Genomic DNA, 26,814 nt, shown 5'->3' with positions numbered 1-26,814 from the left:
TGAAGACTCCCTTCCTATGCTTCCTTTACCACAACCTTAAGCTGTGCAGTAACCTGTGTATGAAGCTTTACAGGAACCATGGTTGTTCCTAATTCACGAATTGGATTAGAAAGCTGCATTTTTTTCTTATCAATATCATATCCTAACTGCTTTGTCACTGCTTCGGAAATTTCTTTCGTGGATACAGAGCCAAAGGTTCTGCCGTTTTCTCCCACTTTAATTGCCAAAGTTACCTGCTTTGTCTCTAATTCTTCTTTAAATTCTTTTGCAGCCTGAAGATTTTCTTTTGCCACTTTTTCTTCATGCGCTTTCTGAAGTTTTAAATCGTTAATGTTTTTTGCTGTTGCTTCCACACCTAATTTCTTAGGGAAAAGCATATTTCTTGCATATCCGTCGCTTACGTTTACAATTTCACCTTTTTTTCCAAGAGATTTTACATCTTCAATTAAAATTACTTTCATACCTCTATATCTCCTTCTTTTATCATCTTGTCAATGGTATTTTTTAACTGTCGGATACCTTCCTCTACGGAAACTCCCGGAAGCTGTGCGCCCGCCATGTTAATATGACCGCCGCCGCCCATTTTTTCCATAATCAACTGTACATTTACTTCATCAATGGCTCTTGCGCTGATATAAATCTTGCCCTGATAATCGGTAAGCACAAAGGTCGCCTTAATACTGTCTACATTTAAAAGCTCATTTGCCGCCTGAGAAGCTACAACCGTGGGACTGTCAATACCTTCACTTGGGCAAACCGCAATGGCAAAACAATTCTTGTAGGTTTCCACATGACGAATTGCCTCTGCCTTGGCACGATAGGATTTCACATCGTCACGGAACATTTTCCGTACTCTGGTAACGTCTGCGCCGCAGCGGCGGAGAAATGCTGCTGCTTCAAATGTACGAACTCCTGTCTTCGCTGTGAAATTATTGGTGTCAATAATAATACCGGAATAAATCGCATCTGCTTCAATATTGTAGATTTTAATATCATCAGAAAAATACTGAAGGATTTCCGCTACCATTTCGCAGGAAGAGGAAGCATAAGGCTCAATATAAGACAATACAGCATTTTGAATAACCTCGCTGCCCTGTCTGTGATGGTCTAATACCACAATGGTCTTTGTCTTGTGCAGAAGCTCTTCACACTCTGTATAGCTTGGCTTATTGGTATCTACTACTACTACTACGGTATTATTATCTACAATTTCTTTTGCTTCATCACTGTCTACAAACATATCCTCATCATAGTCAGGATTATCTCTGAAATTTTCAATAATCGGACGTACCGACATTGTCGGGTTGTTCACAACAATATGCGCTTTCTTGTTTAAGGATTTTGCCGCTCTGTAAATACCGATAGCTGCGCCGATGGAGTCCACATCAGAAATCTTGTGTCCCATAACCACAACTTTGTCCTTACTTACCATAAATTCCCGCAGCGCATGAGCTTTTACACGAGCCTTTACACGAGTGTTCTTTCCTGCATGCTGAGACTTTCCGCCAAAGTAAATCATCTGGTCTCTGTCCTTAATAACCACCTGATCACCGCCACGCCCCAATGCCAAGTCAATGGCAATACGGGAATATTCATAATTCTGCGCATAAGTAGGTGCGTTGATACCAATACCGATACTGACCGTAACTGCCATATCATTTCCGATATTTACCGTCTTTACGTCCTCTAAAATATTAAAGCGTTTCTTTTTCAATTCTTCTAAAGAGCTCTGACGCATAACAAGGATAAATTTATCCTTTTCCAGCTTTTTAATCAGTCCGTCTACATCATTAAAATATTTATTCAGCTTTCTTTCAATCAAAGCAACCAAAAGAGAACGACGAACTTCTTCCACGCTGTTTAGCGCTTCTTCATAATTGTCCAGATATAAAAGACCGGTAACCAGTTTTTCATCTTCTTTTTGTCTAATATATCGGTTTAATTCTGTTTCATCAAATAGGTACAGGGCAATTAAATCATTTTCCTGTGCCAACTCCACAAGACCGGACTCCTCCAAAAGCTTATCCATAGAAATCACACGCATCACTGCCTTGTAATCTCTTTCGCCATATTGAACAGCGACCTCTGAGTCCGCTTCCTTTGGAAGCTTATCCTTTGTAATTTCCGGAAAAAGAGTGGCAATGGATTTGCGATACTTCTTGTTCTTTCCTGTAAGCTTGGCAAATTCCTCATTCAGCCACAAAATCTTTCCGTTAGAGTCCAACAGGGTATACGGTACAATAAATTCATTTAATAAATTCTTCTGTACCTGTCCGTATTGGGTTGCAAAGGAAATCAATTCATTCATAATGCCGGCACGGCTATGAAAATATAAAAATACCACAATCAAAATATACGCAGCCACAAAAACACTTACCAGCGCACCTGCTTTTACGCTTACCGTAAACACTGCAATATTCATGATTATAAGTAATGTCCCTAAAAGAATAGGGAACTGCATATATATTTTCAACTGTCCCTTCATCTTAATTTTTCCATTCATCTCTCCACCTGCCAATACAAAAATTAAATAGCAATTTAAAACATTATACCATTGTTTTTCCTTTTGTACAAGCAAAAAGCACACTGCCGAAGCAGTGTGCCAAATATCAATTAGTCCTGAACGTAAGGCATGATTGCCAAATGTCTAGCTTTTTTGATTTCTACTGTTAACGCTCTCTGATGTTTTGCACAGTTTCCTGTAATTCTTCTAGGAAGAATTTTACCTCTTTCAGATACGTATCTTTTCAGTTTGTTAGCGTCTTTGTAGCTGATTTCGTTATTTTCCTGTCCACAGAATACACAAACTTTTTTTCTTCTGCGTCCGCCTCTTCTCTTCATTGGAGAATCCGGTCTATTACCTTTTTCGTAAGCCATGATTGTTTACCTCCTATCAATATTGCCGCCGCTTTTTAGCTAAATGGCAGCTCTTCGTCAATTCCATCCGGGATATTCATAAATCCATCTGCGGATGCCATACTCGGAGTTGGTGTCGGTGCAGGCGCTCCCATGGAAGCTACCTGTCCTACATGACTGTCACTTACAGCTTTGCTTTCTGCAAATTCCTGTTCTTCTACTACAACATCAGTTGTATAGACTTTGTTGCCATCTCTGTTTGTATAGCTTCCTGTCTGAATTCTGCCGCTTACTACAATGCGGATACCCTGACGGAAGTATCTCTCTGCAAATTCTGCTGCTCTGCCGAAAGCAACACAGCTGATAAAATCAGCAGTTGCCTCTCCGTCTCTTTTGAAACGTCGATCCACAGCTAATGTATATCTGGCAATCGCCATTGAATTCTCTCCTGCGGAATATCTCACCTCAGGATCTCTTGTTAAACGTCCCATTAAAATTACTTTATTCATCTAATCACCTCATTATACTTAATAAATAACTGCCTGTTCTCTCGAAGCCCAAAGCCCGTAAAACGGCTTTCGGTGCACTTGATAAATCTGAATTTTAATGTTTGTTTGTGCTGTCGAAAGAATTAAGCTTCTTTTTTAACAACTAAATATCTTAATACATTGTCCATAATGCGAATACGTCCTTCAACTTCTGCTGGGCATGCAGCATCAGACTCGAACTGGATGAAGTAGTAATAACCTTCGCGCATTTTCTGGATTTCGTAAGCTAATCTTTTCTTGCCCCATTCTTCAACTTCTGTAACTGTTCCGTTGTAACGAGCAATGTAATCTTTTGCTTTTTCCACTACTGCTGCACGAGCTTCATCATCAATTTTTGCATTTACAACTAATGCTAATTCGTATTTGTTCATGCTTGTTGTACCTCCTTTTGGTCTTTTGGTCCCCTGATGAGCAGGGAACAAGGATAATAATATATCACGATTTTCAATTTTACCATAAGGATTTCCATTTTTCAAGCTTTTTTTCGTAAATCTCTGGTATTTTTTTCTACCAGCCTTCTGGAAAGCATGACCTGATGTCCGCACCCCATACATTTTAAGCGAAAATCAGCTCCCACTCTTAAAATTTCCCATTCATTACTTCCGCAGGGATGCTGTTTTTTCAGTTTTACAAAATCTCCCACTTCATAATTCAAACCCATTTTCTGTCACCTCATCTATTTTATTTGCTCAAACACCTCTCCGATTGGGCGGTTAATCACAAGCTCCGCCATTTCATCCTGTGGTGTTTTGTCACGGTTGATTACAACCAGATGCTTTCCGCTGAAATAATCTATCAAAGAAGCTGCCGGATAAACAGAAAGAGACGTTCCTCCTATAATCAAAGTATCCGCATGCGCAATGGCATGGATGGACGCATTTACAACCTCCTGATCTAAAGCTTCCTCATAGAGTACGACATCCGGCTTGATAATACTGCCGCATTTGCTGCATCTGGGTATTCCCTTGTTCTTTTTCATATAGGCAAAATCATAAAAGCTGCGGCACTTTACACAATGGTTGCGATAGACGCTTCCATGCAGCTCCAGCACATTTTTGCTTCCTGCCATCTGATGGAGATTGTCAATATTCTGCGTCACAATTGCTTTTAATTTTTCCTGTTCCTCCAGTTGTGCCAGCTTTTTATGAGCTGCATTTGGCTTTGCTGTGTCGCACAGCATTTTTGCCTGATAGAACCGATAAAATTCTGCCGGCTTTCTCCGGAAAAAAGTATGGCTTAAAATTACTTCCGGCGGAAAGTCCCATTCCTGATGATACAAACCGTCTACACTTCGAAAATCCGGAATTCCGCTTTCCGTGGAAACTCCCGCCCCTCCAAAAAATACGATGTTTTTGCTTTCATCAATAATCTGTTGCAGTTTTGCTATCTCTCCCATAAAAATCCCCTCCTAATATTCTCCTTCTCGCTTCGCCTGTACAACAAAGCGGGTAGCGTCATTTCCTGTACAGGTAGACAGTGTGATAACTTTATCTTCTTTCGTGACTTCTGTCCCAAAATCCACCAAAGACTGCTGCTTCATACTGTCAAGATAGCTTGCAAACTGCTCGTTCGCCTCCGGAAACAGCGTATAAGTCTCTCCCGCTGCATCTACCACATGACTGGAAAAAATCTCATAACGATACTTCTTGTCCGGTGTGCAAATCCAGATATATCTTCCCGGCACAGAGTCCTTATCTTTAAAATATTTCCTTAGCAGTCCGAACATAGAACCGTTTTTCATATTATGTCCGTAAATAAGAGTGTTGCAGTCCTGAAAATCACTGCGGTTGGTATAATCGATAAAAATTGCCCCTGCTGCGTTGGAATTTTTCTCAAAAGTATGCTTTAAATAGTAGGAATTATCTATTCCTTTCACAATGGGATAACTGATTTCCGTTCCTTCTATCTGTATCCAGCCGATAATATCTTCATTGATTGCTTTTAAATTTGCCCAATCCACCTGCGGCGGTGTAGGCTTTGGCATTTCCTCCCCTTCTAAAGGCTCTTGCGTTTCTCCCTCAGACTCTGTTGTGGTGACATATTCTCTTACCCTGTTATACTCATCTGTTCCCTTTTTGTATTCTAAAAATATTTTAGCCAACTGTGCGGCAGAAAAGAGAAATACCGCCAATGCTGCAAACATAATAATTGTGCGGATAACGTCTCCTGCTGTTCTTTTTTTCTTGTTTTTTTTACTCATAAATCCTCCTGCTGAGAAATAGTATTTTCATAAAAGGAAGCGTAATCCTCACTTACAATCCCTTTACTTGGGACAAGCATGACTGTCATATCTCCCGTGTCTATCTGTGTTCCTTCGGGCAAAACCACATTTCGATAATACACAGAAGTATAAAGATTTCCTTCTGTCTGCATAGGCTTCAGCCAAATAGACATCTGAATTTTATCCTTATAGCTGTAAGTAAAAGTCCCCTCTTTTTCACCGACTGCTTCTATATCATAAGTTCCTGCCGCAAAATCTCTTCCCGCCACTGCTTTTCCGATTATCTGTACCTGATTGGTAAGGGGATTTTCTACTCTCTCTGTAAGATTTTCCACCTCTGCATCCCAACTGAAAAATCTCATATTCGAGCCGCTTACCCGCACTAAAGTACCCTCATAAAGAGGAATGTTTTTTACTTCTTCTATTCCCGAAGGCGCTTTTCCAAAGCTTACATGTTCATCTTCATACTGAGGGTTATTGTAAGTTTGAAATATACTGCCCGGCGGTGCGGTAATGGTATATTCTCCCGCCGGAATGTCTACGCCTACTACATACAAGCCTGACTCCAGAGTATTTTCCCATTGCGCTATAACGGGAAACTGCACCTCCTGTTCTGCATTTTCCACAGACATATCGAATACTTCCTCCTGCACCTCTGTATTCAGCTCCAAATCTGCTTCAGAATTATCTTTCGACAAAAACAGCGCCGCCAATACCAGCAATACTGCCGCACCGTAAAAAATCACTTTTATATTCTTAACTTCCGAATGCTGCGTTTGCTTCTTAGATACAAATTGGTTTCGGACAGAATTGCTTTTCGTTTTCTTTTCAGCCGTTGTATGCTCTGCCTCATGAATGTGCTCTGCCGAAGCATTTTTCTCTGCATGACGGGAATATTTTTCATCCGTTTTCCTGTTGTCCATACCACATTCTGTGCATATACCATTTCTCAGCTTTCCGCCGCACAACCTACATCGCTTTCCCATTTTTCCTGCCCCCTTTCCCTTTTTCTATTGTATCAGAACGCCCTCTTGAAGTCTATAAAAAGAAGCTGCCACGTTAAGCAATATTCTTGATATACACTTAAAGCGACAGCCCATCCTTACAAACCTACTTTTTATTGTTTTTTTCGTATAAAATATAAAGTCCTTTTAATAATAAATCATCATCCAAGACAATCTCTCTTTTACAATATGGAATAACCTTCTTTGCCAGACCTCCGGTTGCAATTACCGTAGTCTTTTCGCCCAGACGCTCCTCCAGTCTGTCAATAATGCCGTCAATAGCTGCGGCGCTGCTGTAAATCATACCGCTTTTCATGCACTCTATGGTATTTTTGCCAATCATATCATTGGGGGCTTCCAGCCCAATTCCACGAAGCTGTGCTGCTCTTTCTGTTAAAGAGTCCAAGGACACGCCGATACCCGGATAAATCATTCCTCCGATATAGTTTTTCTTGCTGTCAATGACACTGACCGTATTGGCTGTTCCCAAATCAAAAATCAGCATTGGCGCTTTGTATTCTGCAATTCCTGCCACAGCATCTACCACTAAATCGCTTCCAAGCTGCTCCGGACTTTCAATTCTGATATTTAAACCTGTTTTAATTCCCGCTCCTACTACCAGCACTTCTTTATCTAGTATTTTTTCTACGGCAAGCTTTGCTGTTTTGGTAATTTTCGGCACAACAGAGGAAATAATTCCTCCGTCCAGCTGCTCTCTGTGAATATGATAAATATCTAAAACATTTTTAATGTCAATGGCATATTCCAGCTCTGTTTTTGTGTGTACCGTTGATAATCTTTCAATAAAAATTCTTTTTCCTTTATCGATACAGCCAATTACAATATTGGTGTTTCCTATGTCAATCGCTAAAATCATTGATAAACCCTAATCTTTCTCTGATGTTTCTTTTCATTAAAATCCTTCCGATAAAGAAAACCAGAACGCCTGCCACAATGGCTTCCGGCACGCCGTTCATTCCGATAATGGATAAAATAAATCCGTAAACCGCTTTTACCGTAACTCCATTGGCTGCTGCATAAGCTTTCCTGAAAAACAGAAAAATCAAATTCATAACCAAAAGTGTATTTACCAATGAGCCTGTAACTCCGGCAATAATCAGTCCCCATGGGGATACCGATTTTTTGTCTATTTTCTTTATCAGTTTGTAAATATAATATGGAAGAACTCCTACCAAAATTCTGGGAAGGAAGCATATTATAACACTTCCAAAACCACCTTCAAATTCACCTAAATTATAAAATGGAGTAAAAACAAAGGATGTAATAGTAGGATTCATAGTATTATTGATAAAACTTGTAAGTCCAAATAAAAAGCCTAAAGCAGCTCCCTTTTTCGGACCTAAAAGCAGCGACGCCAGAATAACCGGTATGTGAATAATCGTTGCCCTGGTAAAGCCCAACGGAATATATCCCAAAAAGGGCGTAAACGCCATAATAATAATAATAGCTCCAAAAATTGCTGTCTGTACCATACTTCTTGTATTCTGTCTGTTATCTGCTGTTAAATTTTTCATAATTTCTCCTTGTTATCGTTCTTTTAAGATACAATACATTGTTATTTTGTCATTTTTAAAATCTGGTTCAAAATTTCAAAGGCTGTTTCCTCTTTTGACATTTTCCCGAGTGAAATCTCCTCATTTTCAGTAATCATGGTGACAACATTGGTGTCTCCCGCAAAACCTGCGCCTTCTACCTTTAAATTATTTGCCACAATCATATCCAGATTTTTCTTTTCCAGTTTTTTCCTGGAGTTCTCCAGCATATTTTCCGTTTCCATGGAAAAACCGCATAAAAATTGTTCTTGCTTTTTATGTTCTCCCAAATAGGCTAAAATATCCTGACTATGCTTCATCTCCAAAGACAGCTCCCCATCTTTTTTCTTTACCTTTTCTGCGCTTACATACTTTGGACAATAATCTGCCACGGCTGCTGCTTTAATAATGATATCCTGCTCTGATGCACGTTTCGTTACTTCACAAAACATGTCCTCCGCCGTAATCACTGGTACTACTAATACAAAGGGCGGTGCAGGAATATTGACAGGGCCGCTTACAAGAGTAACCTCGGCTCCTCGCTGCATACATACTTTTGCAATGGCATATCCCATTTTTCCTGTGGAATGGTTGGTGATATAACGTACAGGATCAATAGGCTCCTGCGTAGGTCCTGCCGTCACCAAAATTTTCTTTCCTTTTAAATCTTTTTCATAGGCACATTCTCGCAAAATATGCTGTAAAAGTAATTCCGGTTCAGGCATCTTCCCTTGTCCTGTATCTCCGCATGCCAAGTATCCATAAGCACTCTCTACAATCTCATACCCATAGTGCTCCAGAACTTTCAAATTGTCCTGCACAATGGGATTTTCGAACATATTGGTGTTCATTGCCGGCGCAAGGATTTTCTTACATTTGCACGCCATAATAGTAGTGGTAAGCATATCGTCTGCGATGCCGTGAGCCAGCTTTCCAATACAGTTTGCACTGGCAGGGGCAATCAGTACCACATCTGCTTTCTTTGCCAGAGCCACATGCTCTACATTATACTGAAAATTCCTGTCAAAGGTGTCCACCAGACATTTGTTTCCTGTTAAGGTTTCAAAGGTAATGGGATTGATAAAATTCTCCGCATTCTTTGTCATTAACACCTGAACGTCTGCGTGAAGCTTTTTCAGCATACTGGCAAGGGAAGCAATTTTGTATGCTGCAATACTTCCTGTAACTGCAAGCACTACACACTTTCCTTTTAACATTGTGTATACCTCTTTTCTTTTTGTGAACATCTGATTTCAGATTGCTCCGTTTCAGCTTCTTATTATATGGAATAACCTGTAAAAAATCAATATGCCATTTTCACTTCCTCTTGTTCCTGCTCCTTTTCTGTGCTATGCTTTTTTCAACATTTACATTTATAAAGGAGTGTTTCTCATGTCACGTAATAAGCAAGTATCAGAAACCCATCTTCTCGGACTTCTTCTGGCTGTTGTGGGAGGTTTTCTGGATGCCTATACCTATCTTTGCAGAGGTCGTGTCTTTGCCAACGCACAGACCGGAAATATTGTGCTTCTGGGTGTAAACCTTACAGAACAAAATTGGAACAGAACTTTTTATTATCTGATGCCTATTTTCGCCTTTGTGCTGGGTATTCTAGTATGTGAAATCATACAAACATATTTTAAATGGAAAAAGAAACTTCATTGGAGACAACTCATTGTCCTCATCGAAATTTTCTGCCTTATAGTAGCAGGTTTTCTTCCTTCTTCTGCTTTTGATGCCCCGGTGAATATTATGATTTCCTTTGTGTGTGCCCTTCAAGTAGAGGCCTTCCGCAAAATGAATGGAAACACCTATGCTACCACCATGTGTACAGGAAATTTAAGAAGCGCATCTCAGCAGTTATATCTTTATATAACTACACGACAGAAATCTTATTTACATAACTGTCTTCAATATTACAACGTCATTCTATTTTTTATTCTCGGAGCAGGTGCAGGCAGCTTTTTCACCGGTATTTTTCATACAAAAGCCGTATGGCTTTGTGCACTGGGGCTTTTAGCCGCATTTATTGCCATGTTTTTAAACAGGGAGGAGAGTCTATGAGCCACGCAGATACACAATTAAAAGAGCAAAAAGACCACGGAACTTCTCTTTTTCCCTGTGCCTTATACGAGGTCTGTGAGGAAAAAAACTGGTCCGGCGTGCCCCATCACTGGCATGATGAAATGGAAATCCTCTACTTTTCTAAGGGCAGCTATACTCTTTTTGTCAATATGGAACAGTTTCAGATTGAGGAAAAATGCTTTTATTTCATTTATCCAGGCGAGCTCCATGCCATTGTTCCCCATTCGGACAGTACGGAGTCTGCCCTTGTGTTTCATCCAAGCCTTTTGGGCTTTGAATATAAGCTGTTTCCTCAATGTCTGAAGCCCTCCAATCCTGCTTTTTCCCCTTTTGAAAAAGAATATCGGAAGGTTTTCCACATTTTCCATCAGTTTCCTGAGGACAGCCTCTCTGCCCGCCTGTTTATACAGAGCGGCATTTTTAAAATGGCAGGTATTCTATCCACTTTTCCCTCTTTACTTCAAACAGAACGTAAAACGGACATGCGGATAGAAACCATTAAAACGGCACTGGATTTTCTTCATAGTCATTATCAGGAAAAGCTCTATATTCGGGATTTAGCTCTGCAAGTCAACATGAATGAACAATATTTCTGCCGTTTTTTCAAAAAGGTGCTGGGAAAATCCCCCATTACCTATCTAAACGAATACCGCATTAAACAGGCTTGCATTCTTCTGCAAACCACGGACCTTCCCATTATGGAGGTTGGCATGGACTGCGGTTTCTTTCATCTTGGAAATTTCATGAAAGAATTTAAAAAATATACAGAGACTACGCCTTTACAGTACCGCAAAAAGTCATAATAACGCAGTTTTTAATCAAATATTCGCAAGATATTTTTAAATTTGTTCATTATAATAGAGTTTACATTTAAAATACACTTAGGAGGTTTGATTATGGAAAGAAAATGGTGGCATGACAAGGTTGCCTATCAAATTTACCCAAAAAGCTTTTATGACTCAAACGGAGACGGTATCGGCGACTTACAGGGAATTATTCAAAAGTTAGATTATTTAAAAGCTTTAGGCATTGATATTCTGTGGATTTCTCCTGTCTATCCCTCTCCTTTTGCAGACCAAGGGTACGACATTTCAGATTATTATAATATCGACCCTGCTTTTGGCACATTAGAAGATATGGAACAACTAATTAGCGAAGCAAAAAAACGGGAAATGTATATTCTCATGGATTTGGTGGTAAATCACTGCTCGGATGAGCATGAATGGTTTGAAAAAGCCTGTGAAGACCCAGACGGAGAGTACGGAAATTTCTTTTATATCGAAGATAGAAAAGAGGGAGAAACACCCTGCAACTGGCGAAGTTATTTCGGCGGTTCTGTATGGGAACCTCTGCCGAAAAATCCTGATAAGCAATATATGCACGTATTTCACAAAAAGCAGCCGGACTTGAATTGGGAAAATCCCAAAGTAAGAGAAGAAATTTTTAAGAATATAAACTGGTGGCTGGACAAGGGGCTGGGCGGTTTCCGTATTGACGCCATTATCAACATTAAGAAAAAACTGCCTTATAAAAATTATCCCTCTGACCGTGAAGACGGCTTATGTGACCTTGCTCTTATGCTGGCTGACGCACAGGGTGTCGGAGATTTCTTAAAAGAAATGCACGAAAAAACCTTTAAGCTTCATGACTCCTTTGCGGTGGGCGAAGTATTTAACGCAAAAGAAGATGAACTGCCTGCTTTTATCGGGAATGACGGCTATTTCTCCTCTATTTTTGATTTCTCCACTACCTCCTACGGAAAAAGTGACAAGGGCTGGTATGACTGCCGCCGCATTACTCCCGATGAATATAAGGAATGTTATTTTCAATCACAGGAAAAAATCGGTGATATGGGATTTTATTCCAATATCATTGAAAACCATGATGAACCAAGAGGGGTAAGCTATTATCTGCCCGAAGACGGTCTTTGCTTAGAGGGAAAGAAAATGCTGGCTGTGCTTTATTTCTTTATGCGTGGTCTGCCCTTTATCTATCAGGGACAGGAAATCGGTATGGAAAATCTGGGCATTCTTCCTCTGGAACAGATTGACGATATCAGCGCTCTTGACCAGTATCAGGTGTGTGTGGATGCAGGCTTCACCCCAGAGGAAGCTTTGAAAATCGTTTCTCTTTATAGCCGTGACAATGCCAGAACTCCGGTTCAATGGGACAGCTCTCCTAATGCCGGATTTACAACAGGCATTCCATGGCTTATGGTAAATCCTAATTACAGAGAAATCAATGTAAAAGCTCAGGAGCAGGATAAAAACTCTCTCCTTTCCTTTTATAAACAAATGATTGCCCTTCGTAAAAACAAAGATTACAAAGAAACTCTTGTGTATGGAGATGTTATTCCTTTTGAAAGAGAACGCCACAATCTTATGGCATACCACAGAAAAGGGGAAAAAGACTTGCTGATTATCGGCAATTTTCAAAAAGAACCGCAGACAGTTACCCTCCCTTCTTCTGTAAAAAGAGTTCTGCTAAATAACTATCCTCAGCTTTCACAGGAGGGCAATACCTTACAGCTTTGCTCCTATCAGGCTCTTGTTCTGGAGCTTGTCTAAAGCTTCACTTTTCCGGCTCCGGTGCATATACTGATTACAAAAAGGAGTTTTCAGCATGGCTTATGTTCCTCTGTGTCAGCTAAGGGAGGGACAGTATGGTATTATTCGAAGTATCACCTGTTCCAAGGAAGAAAAGCCTTATAAGCAGGCGATTTTACAGCGGTTTCTGGATTTGGGCTTCTGCGAGGAAACCCCGATACAATGTATCAATACGGGCATTTTCCACAATCCCCATGCCTACAAAATCAGAGGCAGTGTTCTGGCAATCCGAAATGAAGACGCCGCTTTTATCCTTGTAGAACCCCTTGCTGAAAATTGTAAACTGTAAATGATATCCTTCTTGAAAAAAAGAAAAAACGCTTCCTTTACGATTGCGCTTGCCGGAAATCCCAATGTGGGAAAAAGCACCATCTTTAATGCACTTACAGGTATGCACCAGCACACGGGAAACTGGGCGGGAAAAACCGTGGAGCTGGCAAAAGGAGTATGCACTCTGGGAAATCAAACCTGCACCCTTGTTGATTTGCCGGGCTGCTACTCTCTGACTGCCTGCTCCAAGGAAGAAGAAATTGCCAGAGATTTTATAGAAAATACGCACCCTGATTTGGTTGTCCTTGTATGTGATGCCGTGTGTCTGGAACGTCATCTTCAGCTCCTTATTCAGCTTCTTTCGATTACCCAGAAAGTTTTACTCTGTGTCAATCTGATGGACCAAGCCAAGAAAAAGGGAATTGATATCTCCTGTTCTGCTTTGGAAACGGAATTACATATTCCTGTCCTTGGTATTTCCGCACATCGACACTCGGATATAAAACGCTTAAAATCCGGCATTTTCTCTGCTTTAGATAAAAATATTCCCTCCTCTGAAAATACAAATTCCCCAAAAATATCTGCCTGCTCTTTGCCTGACTCACGAGTCTGCGCACAGGAAGCCTCACGGCTTTATCACGCTACCCTGCAATCTGACCGTACTTCTCACACAAACAAAGACCTTCTCCTTGATAAGCTTTTTACAGGAAAATTTACGGGTATTGCCTGTATGCTTTGCTTTCTTTTACTGATTTTCTGGATTACTCTTACAGGAGCAAACTACGTTTCTCAGGTTCTCCACGACATTCTCTTTTCCTTTGAACCTGTTTTTTACCGCTTTTTACAAGGATTTCTTCCTTTAAAGCTCTGTCACATGCTTGCTTTTGGTTTTTATCGGGTAACTGCATGGGTAATTAGTGTGATGCTGCCTCCTATGGCAATTTTCTTCCCTCTTTTTACACTTTTGGAGGATTTCGGATATCTGCCCCGTGTTGCCTTTAATCTGGACTGCTGCTTTGCCAAATGCAAGGCGTGCGGCAAACAGGCACTTACTATGATTATGGGCTTTGGCTGTAATGCTGCCGGTGTAACAGGCTGCCGCATTATTGACTCACCCAGAGAACGGTTGATTGCCATTTTAACCAACTCCTTTGTTCCCTGCAACGGACGCTTTCCCACTATTCTGGCTATCCTGACGATTTTCTTTGCGGGAAGCGCAAAAAATCTTGAGCTGGCAGTTTTGCTCACACTTGTTATTCTGTTTGGTATGTTTATGACCTTTGTTTCCTCATGGCTGTTATCTAAAACAGTCCTAAAGGGCGTTCCTTCTTCCTTTACACTGGAGCTTCCTCCTTACCGAAAGCCGCAAATTGCCTCTGTTCTGGTACATTCTGTGATAAACCGCACCTGCCGTGTGCTGCTGCGTGCTATCATAGCGGCTGCTCCTGCGGGTATCCTGATTTGGATTATGGCAAATGTCAGCATCGGTACAGACAGCATTTTAAATTTGGTATCGGATTTTTTAAATCCCTTTGCTCGACTTTTAGGCTTAGACGGAAGCATCCTTCTTGCCTTTCTTCTGGGGCTTCCTGCCAATGAAATTGTTATTCCTGTACTGATTATGGCTTATACTGCTCAGTCCTCCATTACAGATTTTAAAAGCCTGTCAAGCCTCCATACACTGCTTCTGGGGCAGGGCTGGACAGTTTCCACTGCCGTTTCCATGCTGATTTTATGCGTGCTTCACTGGCCCTGTGCTACTACCCTTTTAACCATAAAAAAAGAAACCCACAGCTTAAAATGGACAGCGCTCGCTTTCCTTTTGCCTACCTGCATGGGGTTTCTCTTATGTTTTCTTGTAACCTGTGCTTTTCGCATATTTTCGTAATTTGCTGTTCAGAATATTTATGCACCTTCAGCGGCCTTGCAAAGCACGCTTTAAGAATGTATAAATATTCTGAATATCCCTTTTATATAGCAGCTTATTGTGCCTTCACACCTTTATATTTCTCTGCCAGCATCTGCAAATTTCTGTCAATAATGTTATAATGCTCTCGAATACGCTCAATACCTTCCGATATGTCCTTTTTCTTTAAGCTGTCATATACATTTCTGTGAAGACATACCAGACGTTCTTTATCTTCGTCTGTTACATATTTTGACATTTCACTGATAAAGATTTCAAACACGCCTGACAAAGCTTCATTTAAAAGCTCCAGCAGATGATTATCCGATATCAGTACAATCTGGTCATGAAATTTTTTATCCAGCTTGGCTCTTTCTTCCCCTTTTACCTGATCCATTTCATCTAAAATTTCAGAAAGGCAGGCTAAATCTTCCTTTTTTGCGCTTTTCACAGCCAGAAGATAAGATCCGATTTCAATAAATCTGCGTAACTGACTGATTTCAATATAATTGGTCTGTTCCATAGACAGAAGCATGGAAAATACACTGCTCAGACTTTCTCCGATATGATTGACTAAAAAGTTTCCCTGTCCCTGACGACTCTCGATAATCCCCATATTTTCCATGGTTCTTAATGCCTCACGGATGGAATTTCTGCTAAATCCCAGCGTTGCCATCAGTTCTCTTTCTGACGGAATTTTACTCCCAAAAGAAATTTCTTTTGTTGCTGCAAGGTTTGTAATATGTTCGATGACCTGATGATAAACCTTTTCATTTTCGCTTGCTTTTCTTTCCATTTCCTTCCCACTCCCAAATTTACATAAATCCGGCAAATACCGATGCGCCGATTACTGTCAAAAGTCCTGCAACCGCAATGGCAAGACTGCTCATAGCGCCTTCTATCTGTCCCATTTCCATGGCTTTTGCCGTTCCGATTGCATGAGACGCTGTTCCAAGCGCCAGTCCCTTTGCAATCGGCTCGTGAATTTTAAAAATTTTGCAGATAAATTCTGCAATGACATTTCCCAAAATACCTGTAATGACAATCACTGCCACCGTAATGGTAACAAGTCCTCCCAGCTCTTCTGAAACGCCCATTCCAATGGCTGTTGTAATAGATTTTGGAAGCAATGTCACATACTGCTGATGATTTAAGTCAAACAGCTTTGCCAACGCCAAAACACTGACAAGACTTGCCAAAACACCGGATAAAATACCCACTGCCACTGCCATAAAGTTCTTTTTTAAGAGGGATAGCTGCTCATAAAGGGGAACTGCCAGACAAACGGTTGCCGGTGTGAGCAGATAGCTGATATATTTTGCACCCTCATTATATTCTTCGTAATCAATGCGGAAAATCAACAAAAATCCAATAACACAGATTGTTCCGATAAGCAGTGGATTTAAAATTGCCAGCTTAAATTTTTTCTTCATCAGTAAGCCGATTTCATAAGCTGCAAGGCTTAATACTGCCCCAAATATAATAGACTCACTCAGAAATTCTTTCATCTTTTTTTCTCCTTTTTCTAATCATAATCTGTGTCACAACTCCTGTAACAGCTATAACAATCACCGTGGTGATGACGGTAATCATGAGCACAGGCACTACAACAGGACGCAAGGCATCCCATGACTCCAGCAAGCCTACTGCCGCCGGTATAAACATTACAGGCATGATTTCAATCAAAAAAACTGCCGCATCCTTTACCTGTTCTACTTTTAAAATCCCAGTACAAAGCGCCAGAAGCATTAGCATCAGTCCATACACACTTGCAGGTATGGGCAGTGGCAGAAGCATTTTTAAGCCTTCTCCTAAAAAGGAGAGAAATAAAATAATACTGAATTGTCGCAAAATCTTCATTTTTATATCCTCTTTCTATTGGTACTACCAGTAGTATAGGCATTTTACGCAGTAAAGTCAATATAGACAACCTGTTTTTCCTGTGATAGCATGAATATAATATGAAATGTAAAGGAGAATGAATATGACTGTATTAGAACGTTTTTTGAATTATGTTGTAATAGAAACTACTTCTGACCCTTATGCGGAAAGCTTTCCAAGCACCAAAAGTCAGCTGGATTTCGGCCATACCTTAATGGAAGAAATGAAAGAATTGGGGCTTACGGATGTCACTCAGGATGAATACGGATATGTTTTCGGTACTATTCCTTCTACTGTTCCCGATTACAAGGGAAAAATTTTAGGTCTGATTGCTCACATGGACACAGCGCCTGCTGCTTCCGGAAAGAATATCAAACCAAGAGTTATTAAAAATTATGACGGAGCAGAAATTGTATTAAACGCTGAGAAAAAAATCGTAATGAAACCGGAGGATTTCCCTTCCCTGAAACAATATGTGGGACAGGATTTAGTTGTAACAGACGGTCTTACCTTGCTGGGCGGAGATGACAAAGCCGGCGTGGCGGAAATTATGACTGCCGCTGAATATCTCATCAACCATCCGGAAATCCCTCACGGACCTATCCGTGTAGGTTTTACCCCTGATGAGGAAGTGGGGCAAGGGGCTGATTACTTTGATGTCAAAAAATTCGGGGCTGATTTCGCCTATACTGTTGACGGCGGCGAATGTGGAGAACTGGAATATGAAAACTTCAATGCTGCCAGCGTTTTTGTAGATTTCACAGGTCTTAGTATTCATCCCGGTTCTGCTAAAAATAAAATGATAAATGCCCTGCTTTTGGCTATGGAATTTCAGGGTATGATGCCGGAAGCACAGAAGCCAGAGCATACCGAAGGCAGAGAAGGCTTTATTCATCTGGAGTCTTTGGAGGGTTCTGTGGAACACGCATCCAGCGAATACATTGTTCGAGACCATGATTTTGATTTATTTAAGAAAAAAAAGGAATATATGCAGAGAGCTGCCGATTATATGAATGTTAAATACGGAGAAGGTACGGTAAGCCTGAGAATGGAAGACTCCTATTATAATATGAGACAGCAGATTGAACCGCATTATTTCTTAATCGAAAATGTATTAAAAGTATACGAAAAACTGGATATTGAGCCAAAAATCCAGCCAATTCGAGGAGGCACAGACGGCTCACGCTTATCCTTTATGGGACTGCCATGCCCGAACCTTGGAACAGGAGGACATAACTTCCACGGACATTTTGAATATGTGTGCGTGCAGTCTATGGAGAAATGTGTGCAGGTGTTGATTGAGCTTGTGAAAACTTTTGATTGATTTTAGGATTTCGTGCAAACTCAGATATTCCATATATAGAAACCTTCGATATTGTAAATCAAAAATATATGCTGGAAAAGTATGCAGGAGTTTAGTCAAATGAGAACTTATATAAAAAAATCAGCAGTAATTCTACTCTGCCTTGCGCTTGCTCTCTCATTGACTGCTTGCAAAAATCCTAAAAAGGGAGATTATCCCGCACCCCTCATGATAGATGGAACTAATTATTACTCAACTGACAATCCCGTTTCCGTTGAGGTGGATAAAGATTTGATGAAATATACTACTTCCTATGCGGAAGACGGCATTCCGCAAAAAGACCGGGAGAAGAATTTCAATCGAAATGCCGGAACTCCTTATGCCGTTCTTGAGGATGGCATGATAGTTGTTTTTATTAACAATCAATGGATAGAGTTCAAGTCCAAATAAGAGGAGAATAGAAATCTCCTCTTATTTTTTTACTTCCCAGTAGTCCAAAAAATGTTTTGCCTCTCCGCTTTTATCTAATCGGCTTTTTTATATTGTTTCCCTTTTGTAGCTCCGTCATCTATAAGTTTTCCACCCCTAATCAATGCTCGCAGCAATTCTTTTGTTCGTCGCTTTTTTCGGAACTCCACTCCCCGCTCGTTCACCTATATTAATTAAATTAAACATCTTCATAAGCGATTTATTTCGTGGAGCAGACTCTCCACCTAAACGCATCTGCTTTTTCCCTGTTCGGACATAATCAGGATTTGCAAAAATAATTTTTTCCTCTTCTTTCCTAATTACTACACCTCTCACGCCATGATAATCTGCATTAATCAAACAATTTGCCAAAGCCTCACGAATTGCTTTATGGACCGGTGGGTCATCTACACATTCTCCTCCAACCATTTTAAACGGCACTTTGATATCCTTTATTATCTTCTTATAGACTCTCTAGCATACTGTTTTGTACTATCATCATCTTTTTTCTGTCAGGTTTATTTTTTTGTCATTTTAGTTTATTTAAAAACTATCTTGAGTAAAAAACAAACAAAAAAAGCCCGGTCATTACCGAGCTTTCTTCAACATAATTTTATTTTCCCTACACTCTCAGCATCCGATACCCCACACCCACATGCGTCTGGATATATTTCGGCTCTGACGGATTTTCCTCTATCTTTTTTCTCAGTGTTGCCATGAACACCCGAAGGGACGCCACGTCATTATCCCATGCGCTTCCCCATATTTCCTTTGTTATATAAGTATGTGTCAGCACTTTTCCCACATTTTGGGAAAGCAGGCACAAAAGCTTATACTCAATAGGCGTAAGATGAAGTTCTGTATTCTTCATAAAAGCGCAGCCTGCCGCATAGTCGATTTTCAAATCCCCGTTTTGGAAGACAGAGCTTTGCACCATATCGCTTTTCATGTCATTCAGCCTGCGGAAGGTTACACGAAGTCTTGCCAGAAGCTCCTCCACGGAAAACGGCTTTGTAAGATAATCATCTGCCCCTGCATCTAAGGCTTCTATTTTATCAATATCCTCACTTCTTGCACTGATTACAATAATAGGCGTCTTCGCCCATGTACGAATTTTCTGAATAACCTCAATCCCATCCATGTCCGGCAGTCCCAAATCAAGCAAAATCACATCAGGATTATGTGTCGCCACCTCTAAAATCGCAGTTTCTCCCGTGGCTGCTTCCTGAAAACGATATTCATGAGTTTCCAATGTAGTTGTAATTAAATTGCGTACCGCTGCATCATCTTCTACTACCATAATTAACGGTTTATTCATGTAATTGAACCTCCTTTGCAGGCAATGTGAATGTAAAACGGGCGCCATGAGGCTGGCAGTCCTCCACAAAGATGTCACCGCCGTGAGCATGTAAAATGGATTTACATAACGCCAAGCCAAGCCACAAACTTCTTCGGCTGTCTGCCGCATGACTGTTGCCCGTATAAAACATCTCGAAAATATACTCTTTTGCCTCGTCTGAAATTCCACTTCCGTTATCCGATACACTGACTACGGCGTTTGTTCCCTCCTGCCTTGTCTCAATGAGAATTTCAGATCCCTTTGGTGTATATTTTACCGCATTATCCACCAAATTAACAAGTACCTGAACAATCAATCGTGCATCTGCCTTTACTAAAATCAAATTTTCAGAGAGTTGTACACGAAGCTTATGTTTTTTGCATCGCTTTTCCACATGGTGAACGGCTTCCTGCACAATTTCCTCCAAAAGCTCTGCATTTAGCTGAAGCTTCATAGTGCCGTCTTCAATTCTTGTAACAGACAGAAGATTTTCCACTAAGTTAATCAGCCATAAAGAGTCCTCGTAAATGTCCTCATATAACTGCTGCTGTTTTTCTTTTCCCATACTGTCTGCGTTGGAAATCAAAATTCCTGCGTTTCCCGAAATGGAAGTAAGGGGAGTCCGCAAATCATGAGAAATCGAACGAAGCAAATTTGCCCTTAGCTGTTCGTTTTTCGCCATTAAAGCGGCAGCAGCTCTTTCTCTTGTCACTTTTTCATTCTGCATGGCAAGGGCACATTCGCCTAAAATCGACAGCACAATACTCTTTTCAAAGCTGTCTAAAGGCCATTCTCCCATAACAATTCCCAAAACGCCGAACACGCTTTGTCCCACACGCACAGATAAATACTGACATTTGGCATCCGGATATGTCTTTGTGCCTGCCCCCGCATGTTTATTGTTATCAAACGCCCATTTGGCAACGCTTCTTTCTTCCTCCGTCCTATATTCTGCCTCTGCTTTTCCTTCCTGAAAAGGGAAAAACACCGGCTTGTCCAGCTTATTTTCTGTTGCTTTATAAAAGATGATATCTCTTTTTAATAATTTCTTCAACTGTCCGCAGGTGACGGAAATAATTCCTTCTATGTCCTGTTCATTGGAAAGCTGCTGATTTGTATCAAAAAGTATCTGTGTACGATACGCTGTCTTAGCGGACTGCGCCGCCTGCTTCTTAATCCGTTCTGCCAAAGAACTTGTAATAAATGCAGCAGCCAACATAATCGGAAATGTAGTTAAGTAACTCGGTTCATAAGCCTTAAAGGTAAAACGTGGCTCTGTAAACCAGAAATTAAATAACAACACACTGATGAAGGAGCTTACAAGGCTGAAAATTCTCTGGGAGGTGGATACTGCCGTAATCAACACTCCCAAAATATAAACCGTAATAATATTCGCCTCGTTGAGCCCTCCCCATCGGAAAAACACACCGATTGCTGTGGCTGCTGATAAAATACCAAGAGTTTTTAAAATATCTTTGACGGATTTTTGAAGCTTTGACTTTTCTTTTAATTTTCTCAAGTCATCACTCCCCTCTATCCTACCGTAATTTTTTCCTCAGGAAATCTTCCTACTTCTATGTGCTTGCCTGAAACTGCTGCAAACACCAGCGTCAGACCGCCTACACGTCCCCAGAACATCAAAAGCATTAAAATCAAATGGGACACAGTTCCTACCTCTGTGGTAATTCCCAATGTCAGACCTACTGTTCCGATTGCGGAAGCTGTTTCAAAAAGGCAGGTCAAAATAGGAATATCTTCGATGCAGCTTATGATAATTCCTCCTGAAAGGAAAAGCACCACATACATAAGAAGAATGGTTGCTGCATCATTTACGGTGCTTTCTGAAATGCGGCGATGAAAAACCTGCGCATTTTCTCTTCTTCGAAATACAGAAGAGGTGGAAGCAAAAAGTACCGCAACCGTAGTGGTTTTCATACCTCCGGCTGTTGAACCGGGAGAACCTCCGGTAAGCATCAGAACAATCATAATCATAATTCCCGCCTCTGTAAATAAGGTCAGGTCCACAGAGTTAAAGCCTGCTGTTCTGGGTGTTACCGATTGGAAAAAGGATGCCAAAATCTTTTCGTATAAGCTTAAATTACTCCACTGCTCCTGTGAAAATTCTACAAAGAAAAAGTAAGCTGCCGGAAGCAAAATCAAAAAGCTGGTAACCGTAAGAATTACTTTACTTTGCATTCTGTATTTCTTAACATGAAATTTATTTGTCTTAATATCCTCCCATGTAAGAAAACCAATACCGCCGATAACAATCAATGCCATAATGGTGAGATTGATAATCGGCTGGGAAGCATAGGTAGTAATAGAAGAAAACTCTCCCCGCACTCCCAGCAAATCAAATCCGGCATTACAAAAGGCAGATACGGAATGGAAAATCGCATACCATAATCCCTTAAAAAATCCAAAATCCTTACAAAAAACAGGCGCCATCAATGCTGCTCCTATAAGCTCTATACAAAGAGTTGTCTTTAGAATAAAGCCTGTCATTCGCACCATTCCCCCTACGTGATGGGCTGCAATCGCCTCACGCATGGTATTTCTCTGCATCAGACCGATTTTTCGTCCGGCAAACATGGCTATGGAAACAGCCACCGTTACTACGCCCATACCGCCAATCTGTATGAGCAGTATAATAACAAATTGTCCGAAATAGGACCAGTAGGTAGCCGTATCATGCAGTACCAGCCCTGTTACGCAGACTGCTGACGTAGAGGTAAACATTGCGTCCAGAAAAGGCGCACCTCCCGGTCCTTTGGTGGAAATGGGCAGCATTAAAAGAAAACCGCCTGTTAAAATAACAATTAAAAAACCTAAACTAATAATTTGAAAGGAAGAAAAATTTTTCTTCTTAAATTTGAACTTCATCTCGCCCTCCATGCTTATTACAGTATCTTCTACTATATATCCTGTGATATAAAGAATGTATAAATAAATCGCACGAAGTATTAAGACTATATAAAGATTTATACTCCGTTTCCGGTATAAAGCTGATAATACTTTCCTCTTTGCTCCATGAGTTCGTCATGAGAACCTCGTTCTATAATTCTTCCCTTTTCCAGTACCATAATACAATCGCTGTTCTTTACCGTAGAAAGTCGGTGTGCAATGACAAAAGTGGTTCTTCCTTCCATCAGCCTGTCCATACCTTCCTGAACCAGCTTCTCTGTTCTGGTATCAATAGAACTTGTAGCCTCATCCAAGATAAGTACCGGAGGATCTGCAACTGCCGCTCTTGCAATGGCAAGAAGCTGTCTTTGCCCCTGACTTAAATTTGCTCCGTTTCCGGTAAGCATAGTCTGATATCCATCCGGCAGCCTGCGGATAAATCCGTCTGCATTTGCCAGCTTGGCTGCCTGAATAATTTCTTCCTCTGTGGCATCCAGCTTTCCGTAGCGGATATTATCCATAACCGTAGCGGTAAAAAGATTGGTATCCTGCAATACAATTCCCAGAGAACGTCTTAAATCTCCTTTCTTAATCTTGTTGATATTAATTCCGTCATAACGGATTTTACCGTCCTGAATATCGTAAAAGCGGTTTAAAAGATTGGTAATGGTCGTTTTTCCTGCACCGGTAGAACCTACAAATGCGATTTTTTCTCCCGGCTTTGCGTACAGCTTAATGTCATGAAGCACAATTTTCTCATCTGTATAGCCAAAGTCTACACCATCTAGCACCACATCTCCCTGCTGCTCTACATAAGTGGTTGTATTGTCTGCCTGATGATAATGCTTCCAGGCCCAGTGTCCGGTACGTTCCTTGCTTTCTTTAATCTCACCGTTTTCCTTCTTGGCATAAACCAGTTCCACGTAACCGTTGTCTTCTTCCGGCTTTTCATCCATGAGCTCGAAAATTCTCTTTGCTCCTGCCAAAGCCATAACAATACTGTTTAACTGCTGGCTAATCTGGTTTACCGGTCCTGCAATGCTTTTATTAAAGGTCAGAAAGCTGGCAAGCCCTCCAAGAGTAAAGCCTCCGATGCCGTTAATCGCCAAAACACCGCCTACCACCGCACAGACTACATAATTGATATTTCCAAGCTGTGCATTTACCGGTCCTAAGTAATTGGCAAATTTATTGGCATTATCTGCACTTTCAAAAAGCTGGTTATTGATTTTATCAAAGGCTTCTATGGCTTCTTCTTCATGACAGAAGACCTTTACGACCTTCTGACCTTCCATCATTTCTTCAATATAACCGTTTACCTTACCGATATTCACCTGCTGCGCCATAAAGTGTTTTCCGGAAAGTCCCGCAATCTTCTTTGTCACCAGCATCATCAGTCCCAGCATAACCACCGTTACCACCGTAAGGGGAATATTTAAAATCAACATACTGATGAACACGCTGACAATCGTAAGGAAACTGGAAATCATCTGTGGAATACTCTGGCTTATCATCTGTCTTAACGTATCAATATCATTGGTATATACAGACATGATGTCCCCGTGGGGATGGGTATCAAAATATTTTACAGGAAGACTTTCCATTTTGGCAAACATATCGTTTCGCAGATTTTTCAATGTTCCCTGCGTTACATAAATCATGATTTTATTGTACATATAAGCACATAAAACACCAATGAGATAAAAGCCTGCCACTCTGGCAATCGCCCATGCAAAAGGAGCGAAGTCGGGCACTTTTGCCTGTGTCAGAGGAATAATATAATCATCAATCATGGTCTTCATGAACATCGTTCCCTGTACATTGGCAAGAACACTGACAAAAATCCCAATAAGAACAAAAATCAAATGGTATTTATAATTCTTTCCCACATACTGAAAAACTCGTTTTAACAGCTTTCCTAAGTCGCCTTTCTTTTTTCCGTCCTTTTTCACTCCTTTTCACCTCCCTGTTTTACATTTTCATCAAAGTCACCGCCGCCCTGATTTTGTGACTGGTAAACGTCACGGTAAATGGCATTGGTTTCCATCAGTTCTTCATGAGTTCCCATACCGTTGATTTTGCCTTCTTCCATGACAATAATCCGGTCTGCATTTTTAATGCTGGAAATCCTCTGTGCAATAATCAGTTTTGTAGTATCTGGAATTTCCTGTGCAAAAGCCTTTCTGATTTTTGCATCCGTTGCAGTGTCTACCGCGCTGGTGGAGTCATCTAAAATCAAAATCTTCGGCTTTTTCAGCAATGCCCTTGCAATGCAAAGTCTCTGCTTCTGACCGCCGGAAACATTGCTTCCGCCCTGTTCTATGTAAGTGTGATATTTTTCAGGCATATTCTCAATAAATTCATCTGCACATGCCAGCTCGCAAACTCTTTTACATTCTTCCTCTGTGGCATTTTTATTTCCCCATCTGAGGTTTTCCAGAATTGTTCCGCTGAACAGCACGTTCTTTTGCAGAACCACTGCCACCTGATTTCGCAGCTCTTCCAAATCATACGCTCTTACATCCACACCGCCGACTAAGACTTCACCCTTTGTCACATCATAAAGACGGCTGATTAAGTTTACCAAGCTGGACTTGGCGCTTCCTGTTCCTCCGATAATTCCAATAGTTTCACCGGAAGCAATCTCCAAATTGATATCAGAGAGCACAGACTCCTGACTGTCCTTTTTATAAGAAAAGCTTACGTCTTTAAATACAATACTTCCATCTTTCACTTCTTTTACAGGTTTTTCAGGATTACAGATATCGGCTTTCTCATTTAAAACCTCTGTAATACGCTCTGCAGAAGCAAAACTCATGGTAACCATAACAAAAATCATGGAAAGCATCATCAGACTCATCATAATATTCATACAATAAGTCAAAAGACTCATCAGCTCTCCTGTGGTAAGGTCACCCACTACAATCATATTCGCTCCCAGCCAGCTCAGTCCTAAGATACAAGCATAAACGGCAAACATCATAAGAGGCATATTGGCAACAATGATATTTTCTGCCTTGATAAACATCTTATATACGTTTTCTGCTGCTTTAAAGAACTTGTTGTTCTCATAATCTTCACGGACATAAGCCTTCACAACACGAATACCAGAAATATTTTCCTGTACACTGGCATTTAATTCATCATATTTCTTGAAAACCTGCTGGAAATACTTTGTTGCACGGCTCATAATCAGCACAAGACAAATACCCAGTCCGATAACCGCCACAAGATAAATGCTTGCCAGCTCTGCGTTGATGGTAAACGCCATCACCATAGCACAGATTAAGCTTGCCGGAGCTCTTGTAAACATACGAAGAAGCATCTGGTATGCCATTTGCAGGTTGGTAACATCTGTTGTCAGACGTGTAATCAGACCTGCGGTACTGAATTTGTCAATGTTGGAAAATGAAAAGGTCTGAATGTTGTCATACATCGCCTTTCTTAAATTTCTGGCAAAACCAGCAGACGCTCTTGAAGCATACTTTGCTCCCATCATACCTGCCCAAAGTCCGCAAAGCGCCAGCACTGCCATTGCAGCTCCCACCTTGCAGATATGCCCGATGTCTCCCGTTTCCACACCCTTGTCAATAATGGATGCCATTAAAAACGGTATCATGGTTTCAAATAAAACCTCTAAAATCATAAAGATTGGTGTCAACACAGAGTCCTTTTTAAACTCTTTTATTTGTGCTGCCAAGGTTTTAATCATATTCTCCTCTCCCTTCTTATTTAATTGTTAGTTCCCTAACTATTGCAGTAGAACTATTATAAGGAAATCAAATTTTAATGTCAAGCTTGTAATTGCAGAAAAATAAGTAATCTAAAAAGGGGCTATCGGGAAATAGATAGCCCCTGTATCAGCAGAGT

At 40.7% G+C, this 26,814-nt stretch carries 28 protein-coding genes; 7 read left to right on the top strand and 21 right to left on the bottom strand.

Annotated features, from left to right (window positions below; genetic code table 11):
- Positions 1 to 14: 14 nt before the first annotated feature.
- The 12 genes from rplI to coaBC all read right to left on the bottom strand — a co-directional run bounded on the left by rplI (position 15) and on the right by coaBC (position 9,399).
- Positions 15 to 461 carry a 50S ribosomal protein L9 gene (rplI, locus tag CGC63_RS03160; RefSeq protein ID WP_004220841.1) on the bottom strand — a complete coding sequence of 149 codons (447 nt, stop codon included), beginning with the start codon at positions 459 to 461 and terminating at the stop codon, positions 15 to 17.
- On the bottom strand, positions 458 to 2,503 hold the full coding sequence (locus tag CGC63_RS03155; protein WP_022239558.1) for a DHH family phosphoesterase: 2,046 nt from the start codon (positions 2,501 to 2,503) through the stop codon (positions 458 to 460). The genes rplI and CGC63_RS03155 overlap by 4 nt, the downstream gene beginning before the upstream one ends.
- A 110-nt stretch (positions 2,504 to 2,613) precedes the next feature.
- On the bottom strand, positions 2,614 to 2,877 hold the full coding sequence (gene rpsR / locus CGC63_RS03150) for a 30S ribosomal protein S18 (protein ID WP_004220846.1): 264 nt from the start codon (positions 2,875 to 2,877) through the stop codon (positions 2,614 to 2,616).
- A gap of 35 nt (positions 2,878 to 2,912) precedes the next feature.
- Positions 2,913 to 3,365 (bottom strand): single-stranded DNA-binding protein, encoded by a 453-nt coding sequence (locus tag CGC63_RS03145; RefSeq protein WP_004220854.1) that lies wholly within the window; start codon positions 3,363 to 3,365, stop codon positions 2,913 to 2,915.
- 122 nt (positions 3,366 to 3,487) lie between these two features.
- On the bottom strand, positions 3,488 to 3,775 hold the full coding sequence (gene rpsF / locus CGC63_RS03140) for a 30S ribosomal protein S6 (RefSeq protein ID WP_009247097.1): 288 nt from the start codon (positions 3,773 to 3,775) through the stop codon (positions 3,488 to 3,490).
- 101 nt (positions 3,776 to 3,876) lie between these two features.
- A complete protein-coding gene (locus tag CGC63_RS03135; RefSeq protein WP_004220857.1) occupies positions 3,877 to 4,065 on the bottom strand; it encodes a DUF951 domain-containing protein in 189 nt (62 codons plus the stop codon).
- Positions 4,066 to 4,080: 15 nt separating this feature from the next.
- Positions 4,081 to 4,800, bottom strand: coding sequence for an NAD-dependent protein deacylase (locus CGC63_RS03130; RefSeq protein WP_004220858.1), 720 nt, complete (start codon positions 4,798 to 4,800; stop codon positions 4,081 to 4,083).
- 12 nt (positions 4,801 to 4,812) lie between these two features.
- Positions 4,813 to 5,604, bottom strand: coding sequence for a class B sortase (gene srtB, locus CGC63_RS03125; protein ID WP_004220859.1), 792 nt, complete (start codon positions 5,602 to 5,604; stop codon positions 4,813 to 4,815).
- Positions 5,601 to 6,611: a hypothetical protein gene (locus tag CGC63_RS03120; RefSeq protein ID WP_009247099.1), complete on the bottom strand. Its 1,011-nt coding sequence runs from the start codon at positions 6,609 to 6,611 to the stop codon at positions 5,601 to 5,603. Before CGC63_RS03120 ends, srtB begins: the two co-directional genes overlap by 4 nt.
- A gap of 124 nt (positions 6,612 to 6,735) precedes the next feature.
- Positions 6,736 to 7,506, bottom strand: coding sequence for a type III pantothenate kinase (locus CGC63_RS03115; protein ID WP_004220864.1), 771 nt, complete (start codon positions 7,504 to 7,506; stop codon positions 6,736 to 6,738).
- Positions 7,490 to 8,164: an ECF transporter S component gene (locus CGC63_RS03110; protein ID WP_004220876.1), complete on the bottom strand. Its 675-nt coding sequence runs from the start codon at positions 8,162 to 8,164 to the stop codon at positions 7,490 to 7,492. Before CGC63_RS03110 ends, CGC63_RS03115 begins: the two co-directional genes overlap by 17 nt.
- A gap of 41 nt (positions 8,165 to 8,205) precedes the next feature.
- Positions 8,206 to 9,399 (bottom strand): bifunctional phosphopantothenoylcysteine decarboxylase/phosphopantothenate--cysteine ligase CoaBC, encoded by a 1,194-nt coding sequence (gene coaBC / locus CGC63_RS03105; protein ID WP_022239559.1) that lies wholly within the window; start codon positions 9,397 to 9,399, stop codon positions 8,206 to 8,208.
- Between the two features lie 175 nt (positions 9,400 to 9,574).
- Between coaBC and CGC63_RS03100 the strand changes: the two genes are divergently transcribed.
- The 5 genes from CGC63_RS03100 to feoB all read left to right on the top strand — a co-directional run bounded on the left by CGC63_RS03100 (position 9,575) and on the right by feoB (position 15,031).
- On the top strand, positions 9,575 to 10,246 hold the full coding sequence (locus CGC63_RS03100; RefSeq protein WP_040351016.1) for a YoaK family protein: 672 nt from the start codon (positions 9,575 to 9,577) through the stop codon (positions 10,244 to 10,246).
- A complete protein-coding gene (locus CGC63_RS03095) occupies positions 10,243 to 11,070 on the top strand; it encodes a helix-turn-helix domain-containing protein (protein WP_004220884.1) in 828 nt (275 codons plus the stop codon). The genes CGC63_RS03100 and CGC63_RS03095 overlap by 4 nt, the downstream gene beginning before the upstream one ends.
- A 93-nt stretch (positions 11,071 to 11,163) precedes the next feature.
- Positions 11,164 to 12,834 (top strand): alpha-glucosidase, encoded by a 1,671-nt coding sequence (locus tag CGC63_RS03090; RefSeq protein WP_004220886.1) that lies wholly within the window; start codon positions 11,164 to 11,166, stop codon positions 12,832 to 12,834.
- Positions 12,835 to 12,889: 55 nt separating this feature from the next.
- On the top strand, positions 12,890 to 13,162 hold the full coding sequence (locus CGC63_RS03085) for a FeoA family protein (protein ID WP_004220889.1): 273 nt from the start codon (positions 12,890 to 12,892) through the stop codon (positions 13,160 to 13,162).
- Positions 13,163 to 15,031, top strand: coding sequence for a ferrous iron transporter B (gene feoB / locus CGC63_RS03080; RefSeq protein WP_004220892.1), 1,869 nt, complete (start codon positions 13,163 to 13,165; stop codon positions 15,029 to 15,031).
- 94 nt (positions 15,032 to 15,125) lie between these two features.
- Here feoB and CGC63_RS03075 read toward each other — a convergent pair whose 3' ends face one another.
- The 3 genes from CGC63_RS03075 to CGC63_RS03065 are packed head-to-tail and all read right to left on the bottom strand — an operon-like array spanning position 15,126 to position 16,909.
- The gene (locus CGC63_RS03075; protein ID WP_009247105.1) at positions 15,126 to 15,845 is read right to left on the bottom strand and encodes a FadR/GntR family transcriptional regulator; all 720 of its coding nucleotides are present in this window, start codon (positions 15,843 to 15,845) and stop codon (positions 15,126 to 15,128) included.
- Between the two features lie 19 nt (positions 15,846 to 15,864).
- Entirely contained in the window at positions 15,865 to 16,557 is a 693-nt protein-coding gene (locus tag CGC63_RS03070) for an LrgB family protein (RefSeq protein ID WP_004220897.1), read from the bottom strand.
- The gene (locus CGC63_RS03065; RefSeq protein WP_004220902.1) at positions 16,538 to 16,909 is read right to left on the bottom strand and encodes a CidA/LrgA family protein; all 372 of its coding nucleotides are present in this window, start codon (positions 16,907 to 16,909) and stop codon (positions 16,538 to 16,540) included. Before CGC63_RS03065 ends, CGC63_RS03070 begins: the two co-directional genes overlap by 20 nt.
- Positions 16,910 to 17,027: 118 nt before the next feature.
- Between CGC63_RS03065 and pepT the strand changes: the two genes are divergently transcribed.
- Both pepT and CGC63_RS03055 read left to right on the top strand, forming a co-directional pair.
- The gene (pepT, locus tag CGC63_RS03060; RefSeq protein WP_004220904.1) at positions 17,028 to 18,254 is read left to right on the top strand and encodes a peptidase T; all 1,227 of its coding nucleotides are present in this window, start codon (positions 17,028 to 17,030) and stop codon (positions 18,252 to 18,254) included.
- A gap of 99 nt (positions 18,255 to 18,353) precedes the next feature.
- Positions 18,354 to 18,683: a hypothetical protein gene (locus CGC63_RS03055; RefSeq protein WP_154965445.1), complete on the top strand. Its 330-nt coding sequence runs from the start codon at positions 18,354 to 18,356 to the stop codon at positions 18,681 to 18,683.
- A gap of 135 nt (positions 18,684 to 18,818) precedes the next feature.
- Here the strand turns inward: CGC63_RS03055 and CGC63_RS03050 are convergent, their stop codons facing one another.
- The 6 genes from CGC63_RS03050 to CGC63_RS03025 form a co-directional block, all read right to left on the bottom strand.
- Complete coding sequence (locus tag CGC63_RS03050; protein WP_154965444.1) at positions 18,819 to 19,142, bottom strand: putative DNA binding domain-containing protein; 324 nt, start codon at positions 19,140 to 19,142, stop codon at positions 18,819 to 18,821.
- Between the two features lie 181 nt (positions 19,143 to 19,323).
- Positions 19,324 to 20,019: a response regulator gene (locus CGC63_RS03045; protein WP_004220910.1), complete on the bottom strand. Its 696-nt coding sequence runs from the start codon at positions 20,017 to 20,019 to the stop codon at positions 19,324 to 19,326.
- On the bottom strand, positions 20,012 to 21,559 hold the full coding sequence (locus CGC63_RS03040) for an ATP-binding protein (protein ID WP_004220912.1): 1,548 nt from the start codon (positions 21,557 to 21,559) through the stop codon (positions 20,012 to 20,014). The genes CGC63_RS03045 and CGC63_RS03040 overlap by 8 nt, the downstream gene beginning before the upstream one ends.
- 14 nt (positions 21,560 to 21,573) lie before the next feature.
- Complete coding sequence (locus CGC63_RS03035; protein ID WP_172620978.1) at positions 21,574 to 22,923, bottom strand: TrkH family potassium uptake protein; 1,350 nt, start codon at positions 22,921 to 22,923, stop codon at positions 21,574 to 21,576.
- A 98-nt stretch (positions 22,924 to 23,021) separates the two neighbouring features.
- Complete coding sequence (locus CGC63_RS03030; protein ID WP_004220914.1) at positions 23,022 to 24,896, bottom strand: ABC transporter ATP-binding protein; 1,875 nt, start codon at positions 24,894 to 24,896, stop codon at positions 23,022 to 23,024.
- On the bottom strand, positions 24,893 to 26,656 hold the full coding sequence (locus CGC63_RS03025; protein ID WP_004220915.1) for an ABC transporter ATP-binding protein: 1,764 nt from the start codon (positions 26,654 to 26,656) through the stop codon (positions 24,893 to 24,895). The genes CGC63_RS03030 and CGC63_RS03025 overlap by 4 nt, the downstream gene beginning before the upstream one ends.
- Positions 26,657 to 26,814 lie beyond the last annotated feature (158 nt).

Source organism: Blautia hansenii DSM 20583 (assembly GCF_002222595.2).
GTDB classification, from domain to species: domain Bacteria; phylum Bacillota; class Clostridia; order Lachnospirales; family Lachnospiraceae; genus Blautia; species Blautia hansenii.
The sequence above is the reverse complement of the archived record's forward strand: the minus strand, read 5'-3'. Positions and strand labels throughout refer to the sequence as shown.

What these genes read in the sequence shown, in the direction of transcription:
- CGC63_RS03070 (WP_004220897.1), bottom strand. Translation starts at nt 16,557, where the DNA reads ATGAAAGAATTTCTGAGTGAGTCTATTATATTTGGGGCAGTATTAAGC.
- coaBC (WP_022239559.1), bottom strand. Translation starts at nt 9,399, where the DNA reads ATGTTAAAAGGAAAGTGTGTAGTGCTTGCAGTTACAGGAAGTATTGCA.
- pepT (WP_004220904.1), top strand. Translation starts at nt 17,028, where the DNA reads ATGAATATGACTGTATTAGAACGTTTTTTGAATTATGTTGTAATAGAA.
- srtB (WP_004220859.1), bottom strand. Translation starts at nt 5,604, where the DNA reads ATGAGTAAAAAAAACAAGAAAAAAAGAACAGCAGGAGACGTTATCCGC.
- CGC63_RS03055 (WP_154965445.1), top strand. Translation starts at nt 18,354, where the DNA reads ATGAGAACTTATATAAAAAAATCAGCAGTAATTCTACTCTGCCTTGCG.
- CGC63_RS03090 (WP_004220886.1), top strand. Translation starts at nt 11,164, where the DNA reads ATGGAAAGAAAATGGTGGCATGACAAGGTTGCCTATCAAATTTACCCA.
- CGC63_RS03100 (WP_040351016.1), top strand. Translation starts at nt 9,575, where the DNA reads ATGTCACGTAATAAGCAAGTATCAGAAACCCATCTTCTCGGACTTCTT.
- CGC63_RS03110 (WP_004220876.1), bottom strand. Translation starts at nt 8,164, where the DNA reads ATGAAAAATTTAACAGCAGATAACAGACAGAATACAAGAAGTATGGTA.
- rpsR (WP_004220846.1), bottom strand. Translation starts at nt 2,877, where the DNA reads ATGGCTTACGAAAAAGGTAATAGACCGGATTCTCCAATGAAGAGAAGA.
- rplI (WP_004220841.1), bottom strand. Translation starts at nt 461, where the DNA reads ATGAAAGTAATTTTAATTGAAGATGTAAAATCTCTTGGAAAAAAAGGT.
- CGC63_RS03135 (WP_004220857.1), bottom strand. Translation starts at nt 4,065, where the DNA reads ATGGGTTTGAATTATGAAGTGGGAGATTTTGTAAAACTGAAAAAACAG.
- CGC63_RS03025 (WP_004220915.1), bottom strand. Translation starts at nt 26,656, where the DNA reads ATGATTAAAACCTTGGCAGCACAAATAAAAGAGTTTAAAAAGGACTCT.
- CGC63_RS03085 (WP_004220889.1), top strand. Translation starts at nt 12,890, where the DNA reads ATGGCTTATGTTCCTCTGTGTCAGCTAAGGGAGGGACAGTATGGTATT.
- CGC63_RS03155 (WP_022239558.1), bottom strand. Translation starts at nt 2,503, where the DNA reads ATGAATGGAAAAATTAAGATGAAGGGACAGTTGAAAATATATATGCAG.
- CGC63_RS03045 (WP_004220910.1), bottom strand. Translation starts at nt 20,019, where the DNA reads ATGAATAAACCGTTAATTATGGTAGTAGAAGATGATGCAGCGGTACGC.
- CGC63_RS03075 (WP_009247105.1), bottom strand. Translation starts at nt 15,845, where the DNA reads ATGGAAAGAAAAGCAAGCGAAAATGAAAAGGTTTATCATCAGGTCATC.
- CGC63_RS03095 (WP_004220884.1), top strand. Translation starts at nt 10,243, where the DNA reads ATGAGCCACGCAGATACACAATTAAAAGAGCAAAAAGACCACGGAACT.
- CGC63_RS03130 (WP_004220858.1), bottom strand. Translation starts at nt 4,800, where the DNA reads ATGGGAGAGATAGCAAAACTGCAACAGATTATTGATGAAAGCAAAAAC.
- CGC63_RS03115 (WP_004220864.1), bottom strand. Translation starts at nt 7,506, where the DNA reads ATGATTTTAGCGATTGACATAGGAAACACCAATATTGTAATTGGCTGT.
- CGC63_RS03120 (WP_009247099.1), bottom strand. Translation starts at nt 6,611, where the DNA reads ATGGGAAAGCGATGTAGGTTGTGCGGCGGAAAGCTGAGAAATGGTATA.
- CGC63_RS03065 (WP_004220902.1), bottom strand. Translation starts at nt 16,909, where the DNA reads ATGAAGATTTTGCGACAATTCAGTATTATTTTATTTCTCTCCTTTTTA.
- CGC63_RS03035 (WP_172620978.1), bottom strand. Translation starts at nt 22,923, where the DNA reads ATGAAGTTCAAATTTAAGAAGAAAAATTTTTCTTCCTTTCAAATTATT.
- CGC63_RS03145 (WP_004220854.1), bottom strand. Translation starts at nt 3,365, where the DNA reads ATGAATAAAGTAATTTTAATGGGACGTTTAACAAGAGATCCTGAGGTG.
- rpsF (WP_009247097.1), bottom strand. Translation starts at nt 3,775, where the DNA reads ATGAACAAATACGAATTAGCATTAGTTGTAAATGCAAAAATTGATGAT.
- feoB (WP_004220892.1), top strand. Translation starts at nt 13,163, where the DNA reads ATGATATCCTTCTTGAAAAAAAGAAAAAACGCTTCCTTTACGATTGCG.